The sequence below is a fragment of the Mycobacterium sp. NGS35 genome (assembly GCF_059812855.1).
Window position 1 is genome coordinate 23939 of sequence record NZ_JCALDL010000015.1, and the last position, 21762, is coordinate 45700.

24 protein-coding genes are annotated in these 21762 nt (G+C 67.1%); 9 read left to right on the plus strand and 15 right to left on the minus strand.

Going from position 1 to position 21762, the window contains the following annotated elements; translation table 11 throughout:
* Nucleotides 1-10: 10 nt before the first annotated feature.
* Entirely contained in the window at nucleotides 11-487 is a 477-nt protein-coding gene (locus AC5Y4C_RS19705) for an Rrf2 family transcriptional regulator (protein ID WP_499964714.1), read from the plus strand.
* Here the strand turns inward: AC5Y4C_RS19705 and AC5Y4C_RS19710 are convergent.
* Together AC5Y4C_RS19710 and AC5Y4C_RS19715 are read right to left on the minus strand one after the other, a co-directional pair.
* Nucleotides 472-1863 (minus strand): hypothetical protein, encoded by a 1392-nt coding sequence (locus AC5Y4C_RS19710; RefSeq protein ID WP_499964712.1) that lies wholly within the window; start codon nucleotides 1861-1863, stop codon nucleotides 472-474. The two genes, AC5Y4C_RS19705 and AC5Y4C_RS19710, sit on opposite strands and share 16 nt — an antisense overlap.
* A gap of 50 nt (nucleotides 1864-1913) precedes the next feature.
* A complete protein-coding gene (locus AC5Y4C_RS19715; protein WP_499909499.1) occupies nucleotides 1914-2708 on the minus strand; it encodes a (2Z,6E)-farnesyl diphosphate synthase in 795 nt (264 codons plus the stop codon).
* Between the two features lie 154 nt (nucleotides 2709-2862).
* Here AC5Y4C_RS19715 and trhA point away from each other — a divergent pair, with 154 nt between their 5' ends.
* The gene (gene trhA, locus AC5Y4C_RS19720; protein WP_499964754.1) at nucleotides 2863-3603 is read left to right on the plus strand and encodes a PAQR family membrane homeostasis protein TrhA; all 741 of its coding nucleotides are present in this window, start codon (nucleotides 2863-2865) and stop codon (nucleotides 3601-3603) included.
* 94 nt (nucleotides 3604-3697) lie between these two features.
* Here trhA and AC5Y4C_RS19725 read toward each other — a convergent pair whose 3' ends face one another.
* From AC5Y4C_RS19725 to mca, 4 genes are read right to left on the minus strand one after another with little or no spacing between them, the layout of a single operon-like run.
* Nucleotides 3698-4063 (minus strand): nuclear transport factor 2 family protein, encoded by a 366-nt coding sequence (locus AC5Y4C_RS19725; protein WP_499964711.1) that lies wholly within the window; start codon nucleotides 4061-4063, stop codon nucleotides 3698-3700.
* Nucleotides 4064-4073: 10 nt separating this feature from the next.
* Entirely contained in the window at nucleotides 4074-6068 is a 1995-nt protein-coding gene (locus tag AC5Y4C_RS19730; RefSeq protein ID WP_499964710.1) for a thioredoxin domain-containing protein, read from the minus strand.
* Nucleotides 6052-6318, minus strand: coding sequence for a hypothetical protein (locus tag AC5Y4C_RS19735; protein ID WP_499964708.1), 267 nt, complete (start codon nucleotides 6316-6318; stop codon nucleotides 6052-6054). Before AC5Y4C_RS19735 ends, AC5Y4C_RS19730 begins: the two co-directional genes overlap by 17 nt.
* Nucleotides 6315-7187, minus strand: a complete 873-nt coding sequence (mca, locus tag AC5Y4C_RS19740) for a mycothiol conjugate amidase Mca (RefSeq protein WP_499964706.1) — start codon at nucleotides 7185-7187, stop codon at nucleotides 6315-6317. Before mca ends, AC5Y4C_RS19735 begins: the two co-directional genes overlap by 4 nt.
* A gap of 86 nt (nucleotides 7188-7273) precedes the next feature.
* Between mca and AC5Y4C_RS19745 the strand changes: the two genes are divergently transcribed.
* From AC5Y4C_RS19745 to AC5Y4C_RS19755, 3 genes are all read left to right on the plus strand, one after another.
* Nucleotides 7274-7690 (plus strand): DUF4307 domain-containing protein, encoded by a 417-nt coding sequence (locus AC5Y4C_RS19745; RefSeq protein WP_499964704.1) that lies wholly within the window; start codon nucleotides 7274-7276, stop codon nucleotides 7688-7690.
* 221 nt (nucleotides 7691-7911) lie between these two features.
* Entirely contained in the window at nucleotides 7912-8400 is a 489-nt protein-coding gene (greA, locus tag AC5Y4C_RS19750) for a transcription elongation factor GreA (protein WP_499909487.1), read from the plus strand.
* A gap of 30 nt (nucleotides 8401-8430) precedes the next feature.
* Nucleotides 8431-9087 (plus strand): GOLPH3/VPS74 family protein, encoded by a 657-nt coding sequence (locus AC5Y4C_RS19755; RefSeq protein WP_499964702.1) that lies wholly within the window; start codon nucleotides 8431-8433, stop codon nucleotides 9085-9087.
* Here the strand turns inward: AC5Y4C_RS19755 and AC5Y4C_RS19760 are convergent.
* The gene (locus tag AC5Y4C_RS19760; RefSeq protein WP_499909483.1) at nucleotides 9079-10227 is read right to left on the minus strand and encodes a cystathionine gamma-synthase; all 1149 of its coding nucleotides are present in this window, start codon (nucleotides 10225-10227) and stop codon (nucleotides 9079-9081) included. The two genes, AC5Y4C_RS19755 and AC5Y4C_RS19760, sit on opposite strands and share 9 nt — an antisense overlap.
* 152 nt (nucleotides 10228-10379) lie before the next feature.
* The gene (locus AC5Y4C_RS19765) at nucleotides 10380-10967 is read right to left on the minus strand and encodes a TetR/AcrR family transcriptional regulator (RefSeq protein ID WP_499964700.1); all 588 of its coding nucleotides are present in this window, start codon (nucleotides 10965-10967) and stop codon (nucleotides 10380-10382) included.
* Nucleotides 10968-11065: 98 nt separating this feature from the next.
* Between AC5Y4C_RS19765 and AC5Y4C_RS19770 the strand changes: the two genes are divergently transcribed.
* Both AC5Y4C_RS19770 and AC5Y4C_RS19775 read left to right on the plus strand, forming a co-directional pair.
* On the plus strand, nucleotides 11066-12025 hold the full coding sequence (locus AC5Y4C_RS19770) for an NADP-dependent oxidoreductase (protein WP_499964752.1): 960 nt from the start codon (nucleotides 11066-11068) through the stop codon (nucleotides 12023-12025).
* Between the two features lie 107 nt (nucleotides 12026-12132).
* Entirely contained in the window at nucleotides 12133-13302 is a 1170-nt protein-coding gene (locus tag AC5Y4C_RS19775; protein WP_499964699.1) for an acyl-CoA dehydrogenase family protein, read from the plus strand.
* Nucleotides 13303-13322: 20 nt separating this feature from the next.
* On the opposite strand, the gene AC5Y4C_RS19780 is transcribed toward AC5Y4C_RS19775, so the two are convergent.
* From AC5Y4C_RS19780 to AC5Y4C_RS19800, 5 genes are all read right to left on the minus strand, one after another.
* Nucleotides 13323-13916, minus strand: a complete 594-nt coding sequence (locus AC5Y4C_RS19780) for a hypothetical protein (protein ID WP_499964697.1) — start codon at nucleotides 13914-13916, stop codon at nucleotides 13323-13325.
* A 195-nt stretch (nucleotides 13917-14111) separates the two neighbouring features.
* Nucleotides 14112-14300, minus strand: coding sequence for a hypothetical protein (locus AC5Y4C_RS19785; RefSeq protein ID WP_499964696.1), 189 nt, complete (start codon nucleotides 14298-14300; stop codon nucleotides 14112-14114).
* A 52-nt stretch (nucleotides 14301-14352) separates the two neighbouring features.
* Nucleotides 14353-14703, minus strand: coding sequence for a DUF4190 domain-containing protein (locus tag AC5Y4C_RS19790; protein ID WP_499909475.1), 351 nt, complete (start codon nucleotides 14701-14703; stop codon nucleotides 14353-14355).
* Between the two features lie 106 nt (nucleotides 14704-14809).
* Nucleotides 14810-16216, minus strand: coding sequence for a cystathionine beta-synthase (locus AC5Y4C_RS19795; RefSeq protein WP_499909473.1), 1407 nt, complete (start codon nucleotides 16214-16216; stop codon nucleotides 14810-14812).
* Nucleotides 16217-16268: 52 nt separating this feature from the next.
* Nucleotides 16269-17321 (minus strand): alpha/beta hydrolase fold domain-containing protein, encoded by a 1053-nt coding sequence (locus tag AC5Y4C_RS19800; protein ID WP_499964695.1) that lies wholly within the window; start codon nucleotides 17319-17321, stop codon nucleotides 16269-16271.
* 195 nt (nucleotides 17322-17516) lie between these two features.
* On the opposite strand from AC5Y4C_RS19800, the gene AC5Y4C_RS19805 reads away from it, so the two are divergent.
* Both AC5Y4C_RS19805 and AC5Y4C_RS19810 read left to right on the plus strand, forming a co-directional pair.
* The gene (locus AC5Y4C_RS19805) at nucleotides 17517-18476 is read left to right on the plus strand and encodes an SGNH/GDSL hydrolase family protein (protein ID WP_499909842.1); all 960 of its coding nucleotides are present in this window, start codon (nucleotides 17517-17519) and stop codon (nucleotides 18474-18476) included.
* Between the two features lie 41 nt (nucleotides 18477-18517).
* Nucleotides 18518-19735: an acetyl-CoA C-acetyltransferase gene (locus AC5Y4C_RS19810; protein WP_499964694.1), complete on the plus strand. Its 1218-nt coding sequence runs from the start codon at nucleotides 18518-18520 to the stop codon at nucleotides 19733-19735.
* A gap of 65 nt (nucleotides 19736-19800) precedes the next feature.
* Here the strand turns inward: AC5Y4C_RS19810 and AC5Y4C_RS19815 are convergent, their stop codons facing one another.
* Together AC5Y4C_RS19815 and AC5Y4C_RS19820 are read right to left on the minus strand one after the other, a co-directional pair.
* A complete protein-coding gene (locus AC5Y4C_RS19815) occupies nucleotides 19801-20649 on the minus strand; it encodes a type IV toxin-antitoxin system AbiEi family antitoxin (protein WP_499964692.1) in 849 nt (282 codons plus the stop codon).
* A gap of 138 nt (nucleotides 20650-20787) precedes the next feature.
* A complete protein-coding gene (locus tag AC5Y4C_RS19820; RefSeq protein ID WP_499964691.1) occupies nucleotides 20788-21630 on the minus strand; it encodes a Bax inhibitor-1/YccA family protein in 843 nt (280 codons plus the stop codon).
* Between the last annotated feature and the right edge of the window lie 132 nt (nucleotides 21631-21762).

Genomic DNA, 21762 nt, shown 5'->3' on the forward strand with positions numbered 1-21762 from the left:
CAATCGGCGTATGCGGATGTCGGCCAAGGCGGAGTACGCAGTGCGGGCCATGGTCGAGTTGGCGACCGTCGACGAAGGCGTGCTGCTCAAGACCGACGAGTTAGCGCACGCTCAGGGCATTCCCGCGCAATTTCTGGTCGACATCCTGTCCGACCTTCGCACTGACCGCTTGGTCCGAAGCCGCCGCGGCCGCGACGGCGGCTACGAGCTCGCGCGCCCGGCGGCGGAGATCAGCGTCGCCGACGTGCTGCGCTCGATCGATGGCCCGCTGGCCAGCGTGCACGACACCGGGCTGGGAGATCTGCCCTATTCCGGCGCCACCACCGCATTGACGGACGTGTGGCGCGCATTGCGAGCCAGCATGCGTTCGGTGCTCGAGCAGACCAGCCTCGCCGACGTCGCGGCGGGACAGCTGCCCGCCCACGTCGGCAAGCTCGCCCAGGACTACCTCGACCAGGAAGGGCAGCGCGGTCACCGCACGGGTTGAGGTGCTTGACTGTTCTGGCCGACCGGGATGCGGCCACGCAGGTCGGCCGCGATCAGCCGCGCCGCCGCGTTCTGCCAGTTGTGCAGCGACCGCTGCGGTACCTCGGTGACGAACCACTGCCACGCCCGCCGCGCTACCGGATCCAGCCCGGCGGCGGTGGCGTTCTGCGCGTAGGCCCGCACCCCCACGACGTAGGGGAAATACAGCGCGTTGTAGTACCGCCATTCGTCGGTGGTGCCGAAGTCGCCGCCGTCGCGGGGCTTGAGCCGAGCGATGCTGTCGGCGAGCAGGGCCTTCAATTCGTTGGCCCGTTCCAGCGGCTGGTCGGGCGCGCCGCGACGGGCCAGCCGCTCGTCGATCTCCGGCAGCGCGGTCAGCGGGCTGGCCACGAGCTTGGACAGGTCGCCGTAGTGGCCGAGTGCGCGGCGGGTCAAGCGCACGAACGTCTCGTCGTCGAGGTCGTCGAGTGGGCTGGCCTTGCGCAACGGCAGCGCGGCCTCGGTGCTGCGAAGCGTGGCCCGGTCGGCCCGCAGGGTCGGTGAGCGCCAGAACGCCAGCCGGTCCAGAAGCCCGGCGAGCGGGTCGGCGAATACGTGAATTCCGATCGCGACGGCCAGGCTGGTGAACAGCAGCGCTGTCAGCGCGGTCCGGCCGGAGCCGTCGGCGACGACGGCCACCCCGATCAGCGCCTGCCCGCCGAACAGTGTGGCGACCACGACCGTCGCTGCGAACGACCGCAGCATGTCCGCGCGCAGCGCCTGGCCTTCGTCGAACGCGTCCCACAGCGCGACCGCCACTCCCAGCAGCGCCACGTCGAACCCCGTCGACGCCAGGGCCAGCCAGCTGGGCACCAACCCCAGCGGGATGATCAGGATCGCGTTGCCGAGCGCGAAGAACAGCGTCGCGACGATCACGAAACCCGCGACCGGGCCCGGTTGCCTCCGGCGCAGGACCGCGACCAGCATCGCGCCGAGCGTCGACACCGAGATCACGGCGAACATCAGCCAGTGGCCGGCGCGCAGGGGCCCGTCGACGCTGCCGGCCATCACCGCGGCCGCCAGCACACCGGTGGCCACGACCGCAATCAGCAGGATCTCCCTAGCGCGGCTGCGCCAGCTGTCGCACGGCCGTGACAACTCCACAAGGACCGCGAACCACGCGACGGCGGGCACCGCGACGAGGTAGATCTCGACGCGGCTCAGCGTCTCGGCGTGCGCCGTGCTGACGACCCGAACCGCGTCGAGCGCCACCACAGCTGCGAAACTCGTCAGCCCGAGCGCGGCGAGGACCAGAACCGGCTTACGCGGGTCGCGGGCCAGCAGGTAGAGGCCCAGCCAGCAACTCAGCGTGAACACCAGCGCCGACAGGGCAGCCATGGCTCAAAGTCTCCCACGCGGTGAGCCGCGTGCGCGAAGAGCAGAAGGCTCTACATGCCGTATCGGCGGTGCCGAGCGCTGTAGTCGCGCAGCGCGCGCAGAAAGTCGACCCGCCGGAACGCCGGCCAATAGGCCTCGGTGAACCACATCTCGGAATACGCGCTCTGCCACAGCAGAAAACCGGACAGGCGCTGTTCTCCGCTGGTGCGGATGACGAGGTCGGGGTCGGGCTGGCCGGAGGTGTAGAGGTTTTCCGAGATCGCGTCGACGGTCACGGCCTCGATCATCTGCTCGGGCGTTGCGCCGTTGGCGAGCTCTTTGGACAGCAGTGCGCGCACGGCGTCGGCGATCTCCTGGCGGCCGCCGTAGGCGACCGCGACGTTGACGTGGAAGGTTCCGGCAGGCGCCGTCGTCGTGGACTCGACGGCTTCGCGCAGCCGTCGGGCCGGCTCTTCTCCGATCAGCTCGAGGTCGCCGACGGTCTGGACGCTCCAGCGGTACGCCGGCGCGCAGATCTCCTCGACGACGTCGGTGATGATTTCGATCAGCGCGTTGAGTTCGTCGCGATCGCGCTGCAAGTTCTCGGTCGACAGCAGATACACCGTGGCCATCTCGATGCCGGCGTCGGCGCACCAGCGCAGCATCTCGGCGATCTTCGCCGCGCCCACGCGATAGCCGTAGCTGACGTCGTTGTAACCAAGCTCACGGGCCCAGCGCCGGTTGCCGTCGCAGAGAACCGCAATGTGGCGGGGGAGCTCGGATTTCGAGCGTTCGAGCCCCTGCCGCAGACGCATCTCGTAGAGCCGGTAGAGCGGATCCTTGAGGCGCGGCGGAATGATCTCCACGGGAAGCCAGACTACTGTGACGAGGTGAAGATTCTGTCGTGAACTGTGGCCGATGAGCGCTCGCGCGAAGAGCAACAAGCAACCGATGAGCGCTCGCGCGAGGAGAACACAAGAGCCGATGAGCGCTCGCGCGAAGAACGACGCTGGAGGTGACATGGCCCTCGAAACCACGCGAGACACCCGCACCTCGTCGACCCCGCGGGGGCCTGACGCGGAGGACTTCCCCGAAGCCGTCGTCGACGGGGTCGCCCAGTTCCTCAACAAGCCGCGGGCGCGCGGGTGGATTCACGTGTACGCCGCGGCGGTCGCATTGATCGCGGGCGCCGCGCTGGTGTCGGTGTCGTGGGCGGTCGAATCGACGCGTGCCGGGCTGGCCACGCTGATCTACACGTTCACGATCGTCGCAATGTTCGCGGTCAGCGGCGCCTATCACCGCGTCAACTGGACGTCCGCGACCGCGCGCAAGTGGATGAAGCGCGCCGACCACTCGATGATCTTCGTGTTCATCGCGGGCAGCTACACGCCGTTTGCGCTGCTCGCACTGCCGCAGCGCAGCGGGATGGTGTTGTTCTGGATCGTCTGGGGTGGCGCGCTGGCCGGGGTGGCGCTCAAGATGTTGTGGCCGTCGGCGCCCCGATGGGTCGGCGTGCCGCTGTATCTGGTGCTCGGCTGGGTGGCGGTGTGGTTCATCGGGCCGATCACGGAAGGCGCCGGGGTGGCGGCGACGGTGCTGCTGGCGGTCGGCGGTGCGCTGTACAGCGTCGGCGGCGTGCTGTACGGGTTGAAGTGGCCCGATCCGTGGCCCACCACATTCGGCCATCACGAGTTCTTCCATGCGTGCACCGCGGTGGCGGCGATCTGCCACTACGTCGCGATGTGGTTCGCGGTCTTCTGACGCACTGCCGATCGGCGCGAGCGTGCGCTGCGGTACGCGTCCGGCGGCGTGTCGGTGGGCAGACACGCACCCTCGGGGGAAGTAGTCGACGCGACTAGAGGAGGGCGAGGTCGTCCGACGACCAGAACGCCCGCATCGACGTGATCTTGGAGTCGTCGTCGAACGTCATCACGCTGATCGGCTCGACGCGGGTCCGGTTGTCGCCCATATCGACGGTCAGCCGCCACAGGAACGCCGCCTCGTTTGGGCCGACTTTCAGCGCCACCAATTCGGTTTGCTTGCCCAGCTTCTCGATCGCAGCGTAGAACTCGCGAATGGCTGCGTGCCCGCGGCGCAGCTCAGAGCCGACCGGGTCCTCGATCGTGGCGTCCTGCGCATAGAGTGCGACGACGTCGTCGGCGCTGCCCTTGGCGAGTACGTCGAGATAGCGGTTCACAGTCGCGGCGGGGTCACTCGGCATGAGCCGCAGGCTACACGGGCGCGCCCAGCGCCGACGCCAGCTGCTCGGCACTAGTGACCGGCACGTCGCAGACCGGCCCGCGGCACACGTAGGCGGCATCGGCCCCGTCGACGCGGCCACGGCCCGCGAGTAGTTCCGACGAATCGGGGGGACCGCCGACGACGATCGCGCCGCCGGGTGCCAGCACGCGAGCCCGTGCCAGCAGCTGCGACGACGAAGACTCGCATGCCACCGCGATCTGCAGCGGCCCACGGACTGCCGCTTCGGCGACGGCCAGCCAGTGCCCGGCTGCGCGGGGTGCCCGCTCGATCAGCAGAGCGTGTGCGGCCAGTGTCTGCTCGGCGGCCTGCCGGTACCGGTCGCCATCAGGCGCAAGATAGCCGGCGGTCAGCAGCGCCTCGGTGATCAGCGACGCGCCGGAGGGGGTGGCGCCGTCGGCCGGATCCGAGGGCCGGGCCACCAGTTGCTCGGCGTCGGCTGCGGTGTCGAACCACCGGCCGGCGCTGTCCGGGTCGGCGTATTGCGCCAGCGCGGTGTCGAGCAGGTCGGTGGCGGCCATCAGCCACGACGCTTCGCCGGTGATCTGGTGCAGATTCAGAAGACCGGTGGCCAGCGCTCCGTAGTCCTCCAAGATCGCGGGGCTGTCCCCCACCACGCCGCCGAGGCTCGCACGCCGCAGTCGTCCGTTGACCAGATGCAGGATCAGCAGTGCATCCGCGCACCGCGCGGCTGCGTCGATCAGCTCGGGGCGACGCAGCGCGACACCCGCTTCGGCCAGCGCGGTGATCGCCATGCCGTTCCAGGCGGTGACCACCTTGTCGTCGCGGTCGGGCTGCACGCGGCGCTGCCGCGCGGCCAGCAGTGCGGCACGCACGCGGGCGAACCGGTCGTCGTCGTCGGGATCCTCCGGGAGTTGCAGCACCGAGCTGCCGTGCTCGAACGTGCCCTCCGGCGTGACCGCGAAAACCTTTGCCGCCCAGGCTCCGTCGTCGCTACCCAAAACGTCGCGCAACTCGGCTGGCGTCCAGACATAGGTGGAGCCCTCCCGGCCCGCGGCGTCGGCGTCCAACGACGACGCGAACATCCCGCCGGTCTCGAGCGCGTCGAGGAGGAACTGCGCGGTCTCGGCTGCGACCCGGCGGGCAAGCGCGTCACCGGTGCGTCGCGCCCAATGCGCGTAGGCCCGCAACAACAGCGCGTTGTCGTACAGCATCTTCTCGAAGTGCGGCACCACCCACGACGCGTCGACGCTGTAGCGGGCGAAGCCGCCAGCCAGCTGGTCGTAGATGCCGCCGCGGGCCATCGCGGTCGCCGTGCGCTGCACTGCGGCCAGCGGCGCAGGGCCGCCCGTGCGTTCGTAGGTCCGAAGCAGCGCTTCCAGCAGCGCCGACGGCGGGAACTTGGGCGCACCGCCGAACCCGCCGCGCGCCACGTCCTCGTCGGCCAAGATCGCTTGCACCGCGCCGTCGCACAGCGCCGGCGTGACGTCCGGTCCGCCGCTCGGTAGTCCCGACGACATGCGGCGCAATTCGACGGCAATCTGGTCACCGGCCTGCTCGACGTCGTCGCGGCGCGTGCGCCAGGTGTTGGTCACCGCCGAAAGCAATTGCAGGAACTGAGGTTTCGGGTAGTAGGTGCCGCAGAAGAACGGCCGGCCGTCGGGAGTCAGGAAGCACGTCATCGGCCAGCCGCCCTGCCCCGTCAGCGCCACCGTAGCGTTCATGTACACCGCGTCGAGGTCGGGGCGCTCCTCCCGGTCGACCTTCACGCAGACGAAGTTGGCGTTCATCACGGCCGCCACCTCGTCGTCCTCGAACGACTCGTGCGCCATCACGTGGCACCAGTGACAGGCGGCATAACCGATCGACAGGAGGATCGGCACGTCGCGTTCGGCGGCTTCGGCGAGCGCGTCCGGCGTCCACTGCTGCCAGTGCACCGGATTGTCGGCGTGCTGACGCAGATACGGGCTCGTGGCCTGGCCGAGAGTGTTAGCCGCCGGGTTCACGGCGCGAGTCCTCACTGTCGGCGCTGTCGGCGTCGGCGTCGGCTTCTCGGGCTTTGGTCTCTTCGCCGTCAAATCGCGACGGAAGCTTCTTCAAATGCCGGTTCATCGACCAGATCAAGGCGAATGTGCCGATCAACAACAGCACGACGATCAGCAGGCCGACCGGGCTCGCCTTGCCGAAATCCGGACCGGTGTTGCGCGGTGCGTCGTCGGCGAGCAGCACCAGCGCCGCGGCCGCCATGCCGGTCATGCTTCGGGCTCGATTCCGGCGAACAGGTCGGTCTCCGGCAATTCCACCGGCACCCTGGATCGAGCGAGCTCGAATTCCTCTGTCGGCCAGAGCCGTTGCTGCCATTCGATGGGCGCGGCGAAGAAGTCGCCGTTGGGGTCGATCTGGGTGGCATGGGCCCGCAACGCGTCGTCACGCTGACTGAAGTACTCAGAGCATTCAATGCGCGTGGTGACGCGGTGGGCGAACACGTCGTGCTCGGGATCCCAATGCTTGAGCCACTTTTCGAACGGACCCTTCTGACCGTGCTTGGCGAATTCGTCTTGAAGCAATTGCATCCGCTTGCGCAGAAACCCGTGGTTGTAGTAGAGCTTCTTCACTTCCCACGGCTCGCCGGCGTCGGGAAACCGGTCCGGATCACCCGCGGCTTCGAACGCCGCGACGGAAACCTGGTGGCAGCGAATGTGATCCGGGTGCGGATAGCCGCCGTTCTCGTCGTAGGTGGTCATCACGTGCGGCTTGAACTCGCGGATGACGCGCACCAGCGCCTCCGTGGGCTCCTCGAGCGGGACGAGCGCAAAACAGCCTTCCGGCAGCGGCGGCGGCGGGTCGCCTTCGGGCAGCCCGGAGTCGACGAAGCCGAGCCAACGGTGTTCGACGCCGAGGATCTCGGCGGCCTTGGCCATCTCGTCGCGCCGGATCTCGGCCATTCGCGCCTTGACCTCGGGTAGATCCATCGCGGGGTTGAGGATGCTGCCGCGCTCGCCGCCGGTCAGCGTGACCACCAGCACGCGGTTGCCTTCCGCGGCATAGCGCGCCGTCGTGGCCGCGCCCTTGCTGGACTCGTCGTCCGGGTGCGCATGCACGGCCATCAACCGAAATCCACTCACGTCTGCTCTACCCTGGTCCTTCGCTGTCTTGACGGTTCCTATAGTTCCAGTCCTACTGTCTCCCCTCGACCGATGGGCACCCAAACATGACCGAGCGTCCGTCCACCCGGTACGGGCGAACCCCACGGCGCGCCCGCCGCTGGATCGTCGTCGGCCTGACTCTGGCGGTCCTCGCGATAGGTGTCACGGTCGCGCTGGTCGGTTACCACCGGCTCGGCCGCAGCGACATCGAGGGCACGCTTGCCGGGTACCGGCTGATCGACGACCAGACCGTGGAGGTGACCGTCAACCTCACCCGCGACGACCCGTCGCGACCGGCCGTCTGCATCGTGCGCGCCAAATCCAAAGACGGCAGCGAGACGGGCCGGCGCGAGGTCCTGGTGCCGCCGTCGACATCAGCTGCGGTGCAGGTGACCACCGTGGTCAAGACCAGCCGGCCACCGGTGATGGGCGACGTGTACGGCTGCGGCTACGACGTCCCCGGCTATTTGGTGGCGCCGTGAGCGTCGGCCCGAATATTGCCGAACGCTGAATTCCCGGTGACGCCGCGGTGGTACCCTCGATGAATACACGGTTCCTGCTGGGACCGTGTATTGCTGCATTTGCGCTGATTACGAGTCCGCCAAAACGGCAATACACGCGGGGTGTCCGCATGCTCCCGGCAGTGAGGCGGTGAACCGCTGTCGCGAGCATTCGCGGCACGAGGAGCAAGGAGCGCGACAAGATGACCGATACCCAGGTGACCTGGTTGACCCAGGAGGCGTATGACCGCCTCAAGGCCGAACTCGACCAGTTGATCGCCAACCGCCCGGTCATCGCCGCCGAGATCAACGATCGGCGCGAAGAGGGCGACCTGCGTGAGAACGGCGGATATCACGCCGCGCGTGAGGAGCAGGGCCAGCAGGAGGCGCGCATTCGTCAGCTGCAGGAGTTGCTGAGCAACGCCAAGGTCGGTGAGGCACCCAAGCAGTCAGGCGTGGCGCTGCCGGGCTCGGTGGTCAAAGTGCGCTATGACGACGGCGACGAAGAGGAGTTCCTCATCGGCACCCGCCAGGAGGGCATCACCGACGGAAAGCTCGAGGTGTATTCGCCGAACTCGCCGCTGGGCGCCGCGCTGATCGACAAAAAGGTCGGCGAGAAATGCAGCTATCAGCTGCCGAGTGGAAAGACGGCCACAGTAGAGCTGCTCAGCGCCGAGCCGTACCACGAGTAAGGGATCCCGGGGCGGTTAGAGTTCCCGCCCATGGCGCACATCGCCGAAGACCTTCTACTGCTGCTGCTCGACAACGCGACCAATCGGCCGGCGCTGGCACGAGAGCGCCGCGAGAAGCTGCTGGCCGCTGCGGTGCTGCTGGATCTGGCGTACGCGTGCAGGATCCGCCCGTCGGTCGACGGCGAACCGATCCCGCCGGGAAGGCTGTTGCTGCTCGCGGGGCCGGAGCTGGGCGACCCGATCCTTGATCCGGCGGCGCAGCGGCTGCAGCGCCGGCCGCTGACACCGCAGACCGCGGTGGCCAAGCTGCGCCGCGGCGTCGAGCCGGCATTGTTGACCACACTGCAAGGCCGCGGCTATGTTCGGCCGATTTACCTGCAGCGCAACGGTTCTCGGCTGTGGCCGATTGCTGATCGGTCCCGTGTCGACCACGCCCGGGCGCAGCTGCTTTCCGTGCTGTTCGACATGCGCGCCCCCACTCCGGCGACTGCGGCGATCATCTCGCTGTTGCACGTCACGGACGGCCTGGGCGCCCTGCTGAGCCTGAACGACCGAGGCTGGCGCTGGGTGCAGGCCCGTGCCGGCGACATCGCCGCCGGATGCTGGGTCGACGAATCGGGTGCGCCGGGCCTGCCCCAGGTGAACCTCGCGGTGACGGCGTCGGCGCTGCGACCCGCGTTAACCTAGCGCCTGCTCGAGATCGCCGATCAGATCCGCCACGTCTTCGATACCGACAGACAGCCGGACCAGGTCGTCGGGCACTTCGAGCAGCGACCCGGCTGCCGAGGCATGGGTCATCGCGCCGGGGTGCTCGATGAGCGACTCCACCCCGCCGAGCGACTCCGCAAGAATGAAAACCTCTGTGCGAGAGCATAATTCAAGTGCCGCTTGGCGACCGCCGCGCAGCCGCACAGACAGCATGCCGCCGAATCCGCTCATCTGGCGCGCGGCGACGTCGTGGCCGGGATGGCCTGGCAGCCCCGGGTAGAGCGTCTGGGTGACCGCGGGATGGTCGGCGAGGAATTCGGCGACGTGGGTGGCGTTTTCGGTGTGCCGCTGCATCCGGACCACGAGCGTTTTGAGACCCCGAAGGGTCAGGTATGCGTCGAAAGGGCCGGGGATCGCCCCGGCGCCGTTTTGCAAGAAGCCGAATGCCGTGTCGAGTTCCTCGTCGTTGGTCAGCAGCGCACCGCCCACCACGTCGGAGTGCCCGCCGATGTACTTGGTGGTGGAATGCAGGACCACGTCAGCGCCCAACGTCAGCGGACGCTGCAACGCCGGTGAGGCGAAAGTGTTGTCCACCAACACCTTTGCCGAGTGCGCATGGGCCAGTTCGGCAATTGCGGCGATGTCGGCAATCGACATCAGCGGATTCGTCGGCGTCTCGACGAGAATCAGCTTCGTCGCGCCGGTGATTGCGTCGCGCACTGCGTCCAGATCGGACTGCGGCACCGCGGTGTACGTCAAACCCCACAGCGTGAACACCTTGTCGATGAGCCGGAATGTTCCGCCGTACGCGTCGTTGGGGATCACGACGTGATCGCCGGGACGCAGCATCGCCCGCAGTGCACAGTCGGTCGCCGCCATGCCGGAACTGAAGGCTCGGCCGAACGTTGCCTCCTCGACTGCGGCCAGCGCGGTTTCCAGCGCGGCGCGGGTGGGGTTGCCGGTGCGTGAGTATTCGAAGCCGCCGCGCAGGCCGCCGACACCGTCCTGGGCGAACGTCGAGCTGGCATAGATCGGGGTGTTGACGGCGCCGGTCGCCGGATCGGGCCGGTAGCCGGCGTGGATCAGCCGCGTGGACAGGCCTTTGCGCTGTTCGCTCATGAGCCACAAGCCTATGGGGACCCGCTGGCCCCGATAGAAGCAGTTCATGACACGACTTGTTCGTCTTGTTCGTCGGATCCCAGCTGCCCAGCGTTCGCCTGCCCGGGGTGCGGCTCTCTGAAGTGAGGCCCGGTCATCTCCTCGGGACGGAACTACAGCGGGTCGGCGGAAGATGTGGAGCGGAGGCCGTCCATGAAGATGTCCAACAGGCGGCTCGCCCGGGCGTCGTGGTCGGGCGGCTTCGCCATGGTGAAGATCCCGATGAGGCCCGCGGCGATGTCCTCGGCGCTGACATCGGCACGGAGTTGGCCCGTCGCGCGACCGGCTTCGAGGATGTCGTCGATGGCCGCGAGCAATTGGGTCCGGGTTTGGGCGTGGGTGATCTCGCCGGCTTCGACCATCGCGACCAGCGTGTCGAGCATGCCGTTCTTCGTCGCGATCCAGTCACCGAACAGGTCCATCCAGCGCCGCAGCGCCGCCGGCGGGGGAAGCTGCGCGAGCAGATCACGCGCGCCCGTAGTGAGTCGCGCGACCTGATCGCGATAAACCGCGTCGACCAACGATTCGCGGGTCGGAAAGTGCCGGTAGAGGGTGGCGATGCCGACCCCGGCTTCGCGCGCGATTGCGCGCATCGACGGCTCGATGTCCGCGGACGCGAACACGCGCGTCGCCGCCTCGAGAAGTTGGGCGCGGTTGCGCGCCGCGTCCGCTCGCGGCCGACGATCCTCCGAGTCGTCCAAAGTGGATCGCGCTCCGTTTTGTGGTAAGGTCACTTCTACAACCGGAGCATAGTCCACTTTCGCTGCACTCATCCCATTCGAAGGAGAGACCAGTGAGCATTCAGGAACAACGCGTCGACACGCCGGTGTCCACCGGCCGCGTAGTCCGCCTCGACTCGTTCGGCGGCCCCGAGGTGCTGACCCTCCGCCAAGCGCCAACACCGAACGCCGGCGCAGGGCAAATCCGCGTGCGAGTCAAGAACGCCGGACTGAATCCCATGGACTGGATCATTACCTCTGATGCAGACACCGCCGCCCGATTCGGCCTGAGCCTGCCGTGCGGATTCGGCACTGACTACGCTGGCGTCGTTGACCAGGTCGGCGAGGGTGTAACCGGCTTCGCGGTCGGTGACCGGGTGTTCGGCGGCGCCCTCTCCCGCGCGGTTGCTGACTACGTGGTCATCGATGTCGGCGGAACCGTCTCGGCAGGCGGCGATGCCCACCACACTCCCGACGGCCTCGACGACCGCACCGCCGCCACCCTCGCCATCGCGGGGTCCACGGCCGCCGCCGCTCTCGACGTGGTCAATCCCGGCCCGGGCGACACGCTACTCATCGGCGGCGCGGGAGGCGGAGTCGGTGTGTTCGTCGTCCAGCTCGCGCGGATCGCGGGCGCGCGAGTGATTGGGACTGGATCGCCCTCGTCGGCCGACGCCCTACGCGCCCTCGGGGCCGAGCCCGTCGCCTACGGTGACGGCCTGGTTGAGCGGGTCCGCGCCCTGGCTCCCGCCGGCCTCACCGCCGCTATCGACCTGTATGGAACCGAGACAGTTCAGGCGGCCCGGGAACTCGGTGTGCCCGACGAGCGGATCGCCACCATCGCCGCACAGGTCGACGGCATTACGTGGGCCACCGGCGCCAACGCCGCTCCCGGCGCAGTCGAGGAGATTGCTCGTCTTGTCGCAGCGGGTCAGGTTCGAGTGCCCATCGCGGCCACCTTCCCCATGGAGCGGATCCGCGCCGCGGTCGAGCTTCAAGCCAGCCGGCATGTGCACGGCAAAGTCGTCATCGATATCTAGTCCGTAGCAGACGGCCATCCCCCCGGCGCCATCTCACGGGCCTACGTCCGCGTGCGCTCGGGGGTGCGCTTGGCCGCTGTGCGGTGTCGGCGGTGTACACATGGGGCATGAGTACCGCCAGGATTGACGACCTCCTCGACGTCGACTCGCTGCTGTCGCCGGAGGACATCGAGTTGCGCAACACCGTCCGCCGATTCGGCGAGGAGCGCTTGCGCCCACACATCGCGGACTGGTTCGAAGCCGGCGAGGTTCCGGTGCGTGAGTTGGCCGCCGACTTCGGCAAGCTGGGACTGCTCGGCATGCACCTGAAGGGCTACGGCTGCGGCGGTTCGAGCGCCACCGCTTACGGGCTGGTGTGCCAGGAATTGGAAGCGGTCGACAGCGGGCTGCGCAGCCTGGTGTCGGTGCAGGGGTCGCTGGCGATGTTCGCGATCTACCGCCACGGCTCCGAAGAGCAGCGCCAGCGGTGGTTGCCGGCGATGGCCACCGGTGACGTGATCGGTTGCTTCGGTCTGACCGAACCCGACTTCGGGTCGAATCCGGCGGGAATGCGCACGACCGCCCGGCGCGACGGCGGCGATTGGATTCTCAACGGCTCGAAGATGTGGATCACCAACGGCACCGTCGCAGATGTTGCGATCGTCTGGGCGAGGACCGAGGAAGGCATCGCGGGCTTCGTCGTTCCGACGGACACCCCGGGTTTTTCGGCGCGCACGATGACACACAAGTTGTCCCTGCGGGCCTCAGTCACCTCGGAGTTGGCGTTCGACGATCTACGGTTGCCCGCAGACGCGAAACTGCCTGAGGCGCGGGGATTGTCGGGACCGTTGGCGTGCCTGTCGGAAGCCAGGTTCGGGATTGTGTTCGGCGCGGTCGGTGCGGCCCGGGATTGCCTGCAGGCGACACTTGATTACGTGAAAACCCGTGAGGTGTTCGACAAGCCGCTGTCCGCTTATCAGCTGACGCAGGCCAAGCTCGCCGACATGGCGGTGGAACTGGCCAAGGCGCAGCTGCTTGCGCTGCATCTGGGAGCTCTCAAAGACGCGGGCAAGATCCGGCCGGAGCAGATCAGCGTCGGCAAACTCAACAACGTCCGAGAAGCGATCGAAATCGCCCGCCAGTGCCGAACTCTGTTGGGCGCCAACGGGATAACGCTGGAGTACCCGGTGATTCGGCACGCCAACAATTTGGAGTCGGTGTTGACCTACGAGGGCACCTCCGAGGTGCATCAACTCGTGATCGGAGAAGCGCTGACGGGAGTCAGCGCGTTTCGGTAGCTGCTCGGGATGACCGCTCGCTACGGGGTGATCGGCGCTACCTGATTGCCGGTGAGCCTGCGATAGGTGAACACCAGCAGCAGGCTTGCCAACGGTGCCGCCACCAGCAAACCGACACCGCACAGCAATGCGCCGACGGCCGTGATGATGCCGGCGACAAGCCAGACCAGCAACGCGTTACCGACATTGCTCTTCACCGTGTCGAAACTGTTCTTGATCGCGTCGACTGGCGAGAGGTTGCGATCGAGCAGCGCGATGATCGTGAACATGAGCAAGAAGCTCGCGATCAGGCCGGGAAGGTAGCACAGCGCGTTGCCGACGGACACGATCGCGCTGACGATCAGCGCTGCAATGACCACGTTGCCGACGTTGCGCGGCCGGAAGAAGGTTCCCACTGTCACGTGATGCCCGTCCGCGAGCTCGAGAAGGCCTCTGATGTAGGCGGATTGGATCGTGTACGCGACGAGCATCAGGATGAACGAGACGACGATGTTGATGAGAAATCCGGTGGCGCTGAAAGCGCTCCAGGAGTAGCTGAACCCGGAATCCGACGACGTGTAATCGGCTCCCGGCGAGAACGCGATCATCAACCCGATCAGGATGCCGAGAACCACCAATTCGATGACGCCGTAGATGAGCGTTGCGACGACGAGCGGGCCGGCGTTCTTGCTGAACTTGTTCCACGCCCACGAGAACGCCTCGCCGAAGTCGAAACCCTGCCCTGCCCCGTAGCCGCCGTAGCCCGGGCCGGCGGCAGGCGGATAGTTTGCAGTGGGCGGTGGATAGCCACCGGGCGGCGGAGGCGGCGGCTAACCGCCTTGCGGAGGCGGCGGGTAACCGCCTGGCGGTGGCGGCGGATAGCCACCCTGTTGTGGCGGCGGCGGATACCCACCTGGGTGTGGTGGATAGCCACCACTTTGCGGCGGGCCGGGTGGCGGATAACCACCGGAAGACGGCGGAGGCGGCGGCGGATACCCGCCGGGTGGTTGCTCGGTCATGATTCCTCTTTGATCGAATTAACCAGTGCGCCTTCAGATTTCGGCGGCTGACTCAGCTCGGGAAGTAGAAGGCGACAGCGACGATGATGCCGATGATCAACGAGACGGCGCCCACGATGATGCCGGCTAACGCAAGTCCTCGCCCTTGCTGGCCGGTCTGCTTGACCTGGTTCAGCGCGACGATGCCGAGGACGATGCCGACGATGGACAGGACACCGATGCAGAAAACGCCCAGAAGCGAGCAGACCAGCGACGCGATCGCCAGGCCGTTGGTGCCAGCGGCCGGCGCAGCGCCGGGATAGCCCGACTGAGGTGGCGGATACCCACCCCCGGAAGGTGGCGGTGGCGGCGGGTAGCCCCCGGGCGGTGGTGGCGGATAACTTCCTGGCGGCTGGTCGGTCATGGTGCCTTCCCACTCAGGTGAAGTAGCCGGGTGAAGCGGTGCTCACCATACCCGAGAAGATGTCGGAGAACCGTATAAGCGACGAAACGGCGAAAACGTTGCGCCGCTAGCTGCGTGCCGCAGCGCCAGACAGGAATCCGAGCAAATCCTGACGGGTGATGACGCCGACGGGCTTTCCCTCTTCGACCACCATGAGCGCGTCGCACTCACGCAACATCTTCGCGGCGGTTCCGACCATTTCCCCTGTGCCGATCATCGGCATCGGCGGACTCATGTGCTGCGCCACCGCGTCGGCGAGTTTGGCGCGGCCCTCGAACACCGCCGACAGCAGTTCGCGTTCCGACACGCTGCCCGCGACTTCGCCTGCCATTACCGGCGGTTCGGCTCCGACGACCGGCATCTGTGACACACCGTATTCACGCAGAATGCCGATCGCATCGCGGATCGTCTCCGACGGATGGGTATGCACCAGGTCAGGCAGAGCACCTGACTTGCCGCGCAACACATCTCCGACGGTCGGCTGCGCCACCGAGCCGTCGAGGCGGGTGCGCAAGAACCCGTACGACGACATCCAGTCGTCGTTGAAGATCTTGGACAGGTAGCCGCGGCCGCCGTCGGGCAACAGCACTACCACCAACGCATCCGGCCCGGCCCGCTCAGCCACCTTCACCGCCGCGACCACGGCCATGCCGCATGACCCACCGACGAGCAGTGCTTCCTCGCGGGCCAGCCGCCGGGTCATCTCGAACGAATCCGCGTCCGACACCGCGATGATCTCGTCGGGAACAGTCGGGTCGTACGCGGCGGGCCAGAAGTCTTCGCCCACCCCCTCGACCAGATACGGGCGACCGCTTCCGCCGGAATACACCGAGCCCTCCGGGTCGGCACCGATGACGCGCACCGGTCCTTCCGGTCTGTCAGCCGAGACGTCCTTGAGGTATCGGCCCGCGCCGGTGATCGTGCCGCCGGTGCCCACGCCGGCGACGAAATGCGTGACGGCGCCGTCGGTGTCAGCCCACACTTCCGGTCCGGTCGTCTCGTAATGGCTGGCGGGTCCGTTGGGATTCGAATACTGGTCTGGCTTCCACGCGCCGTCGATTTCGTCGACCAATCTGTCCGAGACGCTGTAGTAGCTGTCGGGATGGCCGGGCGGTACGGCCGTCGGGCAGACCACCACCTCTGCACCGTAGGCGCGCAGCACGTTCTGCTTGTCTTCGCTGACCTTGTCCGGGCAGACGAAGATGCATTTGTAGCCGCGCTGCTGGGCGATCAGCGCCAAGCCGACGCCGGTGTTGCCCGACGTCGGCTCGACAATCGTTCCGCCAGGGCGTAATTCACCACTCGCTTCGGCAGCGTCGATCATCTTGACGGCGATCCGGTCCTTCACGCTGCCGCCGGGATTGAGGTATTCCACCTTCGCCACGACCCGGCCGGCGCCCTCAGGCACGACCGAGTGCAACTCGACCAGAGGGGTGTTGCCGATCAGTTCGCCGATGTGCTGCGCAATCCGCATGGGTCCATGATCGCAGCCGCGGTTCGGCGCCCGTCGCGCGGACCGAACGAGGCTAGTCGGTGGCTTCGCGGATGTAGCCGCCGATCTGCCGCAGCGACCGCACAGCTTCGGGAACCAGCGGCGCGCACAGCTGGAACACGTGCATCTGCCCCGGCCACACCCGCACCTCGACCGGCACCCCGGCAGCGGCTAACCGCCGCGCAGCCAACCGTGCGTCGTACAGCAGAACTTCAGAACCCGAAACGTGAATCAGTGTGCGCGGCAAGCCGGGTTCGATGTGATCCAGTGGCTCGTAGACGTCTTCGGGCTCGCCGTCGACCATGCGTCGAGACGCTGCCATCGCGATGAGATCGAGCAGTGCGTCAAAAGCCTTGGGCGGGAACATCGCATCGGTGCGGATGTTCGCGTGCTCTTTCTTGGCCTCGGTCTCCAGTTGCATCAGCGGCGACAGGGATACCATTGCGGCCGGTTCTTCGCCGTCTGCAAGCAATCGTTCGGCGAGCGCCAGGGCCAGGTAGCCACCGGCCGAATCTCCCGCCAGCACAATCTGATCCGGCCCGTACCCGAGGTCACGCAGCCACTGATAGCCGTCGTAGCAGTCGTCGATGGCCTGGCCGATCGAATGCTTGGGAATCATCCGGTAATTCAGCACCAGCACGGGCGCGTCGGCGTAGTGCGAGATCATCGTCGTCAGCCGGCCGTGCGTGTTCACTCCGCAGGTGAGGAACGCGCCGCCGTGCATGTACAAGACCACGCGCCGCTTGCCGTCGGCGGGCAGCACACCCTTGGCGCGGACCAGCTGCGCGGTGCACTGCGGCAGCTTCACGGTTGCCCGCACAGTGCCGGGGATGGGCAGCAACGCCCGCGCCGCGAAATCGATCAGCCCCCACGGCCATGGCAGAAACGGAACGTGGCTGCCAACTGTCAGCGTCGGACGAATTGTTAGCCGGGCGCCCAGCCAAGCCAGCCGCCCGGCGATGCTAGGACCGTCTTCGACGACCTCGACGGGCGCGCCGTCGCTGACTGGGTAGCGACGGGATTTCAGGGCGCGAGCTGCGCCGATGTGTGCGCGGGGCGACCCCGAGACCTTGCTTGGTGCGGTCATTTCACACTCCTACGCCGTTGTAGGCCGGTACCCCACGGGGTCACGCCGTCAGTTCCCGGTAACTTAGCTTGACACCTTCGGCGCGTTCAACGATCGGCTGAGGTGTTTTGATATCGGATTCCTATTTCTCCGTGATCGCACCGAGTTTCACCTGCGCGTCGATGCGGGTGCGCCACGTAAACTCGGCTCGTGCACATGCGCGCGCCGCGGCGGTCAACCATCGCATTGGCGGCCATCGGCGTCATCGCATCATCCGGCGGGGCTTATGTGGGCGCGCGAAACTTCTTGAACGGGCAAGCAGATCAGGCGCGCAGCGTGATCCCGCGGATCTGGGAACCGCCGCCGCGCGCCGACGGCGTCTACTCCCCCGGAGGCGGTCCCGTCGAGCGCTGGTCGCGAGATGTGCCGTTCGACTTGCACCTGATGGTCTTCGGCGATTCGACCGCAACGGGTTTCGGCTGCCACTGCGCCGACGAAGTTCCCGGAGTACTTCTGGCCCGCGGTCTGGCGGAAGAGACCGGTAAGCGAATTCGCTTGAGCACCAAGGCAATTTCGGGTGCAACGTCGAAAGGGCTGTCCGGTCAAGTCGACGCGATGTTCGTGGCGGGACCGCCGCCGGACGCCGCGGTCATCATGATCGGCGCCAATGACATCACCGCGCTCAACGGGGTCGGCCCGTCGGCGCGTCGTCTCGGCGCGGCAGTCAAGCGTTTGCGGGACAGCGGCGCCGTCGTGGTCGTCGGCACCTGTCCCGACTTCGGGGTGATCACCGCGATTCCGCAACCGCTGCGCTGGGCCGCGCGGACCCGGGGATTGCGGCTGGCGCGGGCGCAGGCCGCCGCGGTGCGCAACGCCGGGGGAGTTCCGGTGCCACTGGCCGACCTGCTGGCACCGGAGTTCCTGCAGGCTCCCGAGTTGCTGTTCTCCGAGGACATGTACCACCCGTCCGCGGCAGGTTATGCGTTGGCGGCCAAACAGCTGTTTCCCGCCCTGTGCAGTGCGTTGGGCGAGTGGACCGGCGGGCCGGTGCCTGAGCTGCCGTGGGTGTCGCAAGCGGCCGAAGCCAGGACGTTCCGCAACAGACTGCGGCGCCTCGCGCGGATTGTCCGGCACACGACTGGGGTTCCGGCACCCGTCGTGGTGCCTGCCAACTGACGCGGACTAGGTTCGGGGTAACTCTGACCTCAGGAGGCGTCATGCCCGAAGCCGTCATCGTCTCGACCGCGCGCTCCCCCATCGGCCGCGCTGCCAAGGGATCGCTGGTCGACATGCGTCCCGACGACCTGGCCGCGCAGATGGTGCGCGCCGCCCTGGACAAGGTGCCCGCGCTCGACCCGCGTGACCTCGACGACCTGATCATGGGGTGCGGCCAGCCCGCCGGTGAAGCAGGCTTCAACATCGGCCGCGCGGTGGCGGTCCAGCTGGGCTACGACTTCCTGCCGGGCACCACGGTGAACCGCTACTGTTCGTCGTCGCTGCAGACCACCCGGATGGCGTTTCACGCGATCAAGGCCGGCGAGGGCAGCGCATTCGTGTCGGCGGGCGTCGAGACCGTGTCGCGGTTTCCGAAGGGCACCTCGGACGGTTGGCCGGACACCCACAACCCGTTGTTCGCCGAGGCCGAGGAGCGCACCGCCCAAGCCGCTGCGGGCGCCGACTCCTGGCACGATCCCCGCGAGGACGGCGTCCCACCGGACGTGTACATCGCGATGGGCCAAACTGCGGAAAACGTTGCGCTGCTTACCGGTATCAGCCGCGAGGACCAGGACCACTGGGGGGTGCGCTCGCAGAACCGGGCCGAGCAGGCGATCGCCAACGGCTTCTTCGAGCGCGAGATCGTCCCGGTGACGCTGCCGGACGGGTCGGTGATCAGCACCGACGACGGCCCGCGGGCAGGGACGACCTACGAGAAGGTGAGCCAGCTCAAGCCGGTGTTCCGGCCGAACGGGACCGTGACCGCAGGCAATGCGTGCCCGCTGAACGACGGCGCGGCGGCGGTGGTGATCGTGTCCGACGAGAAGGCCCGCGAACTGGGGCTGACCCCGCTGGCGCGCATTGTGGCAACCGGCGTTTCGGGGCTCTCGCCGGAGATCATGGGGCTCGGCCCGATCGAGGCGACGCGCAAAGCGCTGGCGAATGCGGGCATGTCGATCGGCGACATCGACCTGTTCGAAATCAACGAGGCGTTCGCGGTGCAGGTACTGGGCTCGGCGCGTGAACTCGGCATCGACGAGGACAAGCTGAACGTGTCGGGCGGGGCGATCGCGCTCGGGCATCCGTTCGGGATGACCGGTGCGCGCATTACCGCGACGCTGCTGAACAACTTGCAGACCTACGACAAGACGTTCGGCCTGGAGACCATGTGCGTCGGCGGCGGTCAGGGCATGGCGATGGTCATCGAGCGGCTGAGCTGAAATCGCGGCGTTGATTGTGCGGCTATGGCGCCAAAGTACGAGTGGGCCGCGCCGTTAGCGCACAGTCAACGGGTTCGTGCGTCCCAAGCCCGCCGGAGTCGGCATAAGACGTCGGCGGAATCGTGTCGTTTGGTGACCCTGATGTCGGTCCAGCCCAGCTCGTGCAGATCGTCTCGGCGGCGGATGTCGTAGCCGTACTGTTCAGGGTCGGCGCGATGATGGTCGCCCTCGTACTCAGCTGCCAGTTTGAGGTCTTTCCAACCCATGTCGAGGAAGTACGTCCGCAGGCCGTCGGGACTGAGCACCGGTATCTGCGTCTGCGGTCGCGGAAAGCCAGCTCGTATGACCAATAGCCGCAGCCACGTTTCCTTTGGAGACGCCGCGCCAGGGTCGTACAGATCGAGCGCCTTCTCCAGCTGACGAAGACCGCGAACGCGCGGATGATCAGCCGCAACGCGACGAACGTCGGCGGCCTTGATGCCGGTGGCATTGCCTAGGGCGTCGAGTCGAGCAATGGCTTCATCGAGCCGCCCGCGCCGCCCCAAGTCGAACGCTGTGCGCTCCGGCGTGGTCACGGGGAAGCCCCTCACCACGCCGAATTCGTTGTCTCGCAAGACATCACGGCGAGTCACGACGCCGCGTGGCGCTCGCGGGTTCGACCACACGAGCTCGACAGGGACTTCGCGGTCGATCCACCGCGCCCCATGCAGTGCTGATGCTGCAAGGCCTGCTACCACCCCCGCTCGACCAGACCAGAGCCATGCGGCAGCGATGCGGCCGAGCACGGTTGGCTGCACCCGCTTGTCGAGATAGACGTTCGGCATGATGGCCCGGTAGTACCGGCGCAGCTCATGCCGTGTCAGCGCACCGGAGGCCAGCGCCTCGGTGCCGATGAACGGTTGACCCTCCCCCATGCCGGCAGGCTGCCACCGCGGACCGACAGAGCAGTTGAGTGTGCAGCGAGGGTGCAAGAGGTCGAGTAGGCCGCGCCCTCGACGCACACTCAACGACGAAGGGCCGGCACCGTAGTGCCGGCCCTTCCGTGCAGAGAATCAATCGCGGTAGAAGTAGCTGAGCAGCTGCAGAATCTCCAGGTACAGCCACACCAGCGTGACCGTCAGGCCCAGCGCGATGCCCCATGCGGCCTTCTCCGGCGCGCCGGCGCGGATCATCTGGTCGGCGGCATCGAAGTCGATCAAGAACATGAACGCCGCCAGCGCGATGCAAACCAACGAGAACACGATCGCCAGTGCGCCACCGCTACGCAGCCCCATGCCAGCGCCTCCGTTGACGCCGAACAGCGACAACACCAGGTTGCCGAGCATCAGCACAAGCACACCGAAGAGGCCGGCCACGACCATCCGGGTGAGCTTCGGGGTGACGCGGATGGCGCCCGTCTTGTAGACGACGAGCATGCCGGCGAAGACGCCTAAAGTGCCCAGGACGGCTTGCGTGATCAACGTCCCGGCGCTGACGCCCGAGACGACGAAGTTGCCGAACACCCACGAGACCGCACCGAGGAACAAGCCCTCGAGCGCCGCGTAGCTCAACACAATCGCCGGGTTGTCCTGCTTGCGGGCGAGCGTGGCGACAAGAACCAGAACCAGGCCGCCGAGTGCGCCCACCATGGTGAACAGCCCAGCCAAGGCCGTGTTCACACCCACCAGGTAGTACGACACCACCGCGACTAGTGACAACACGCCCAGCGTGATGCCGGTCTTGGTGACGACGTCGTCGACGGTCAGCGGGCGCGAAACGCCCTGCTGCACGTAGGGCTCGGTTTGATAGCCCTGATACACCTGCTGTGCTCCGGCGGCGTAGCCGGGCCCGAACTGCGCGTATCCGCCTTGCTGCTTAGGCAGCGATCGAAATACCGGGTTGCTGGTCTCCCGCACCGTCGGTTCCTCTCCTAAATGTGTACCGAGAACAAACGTTTAACGATTGACACCTCGTCATCAGTTCCCGGCCTCTTCCCAGGCAAACCTTACCCGGGGCCGCGCCACCTGGGGAGACGATCTAGATTGCTT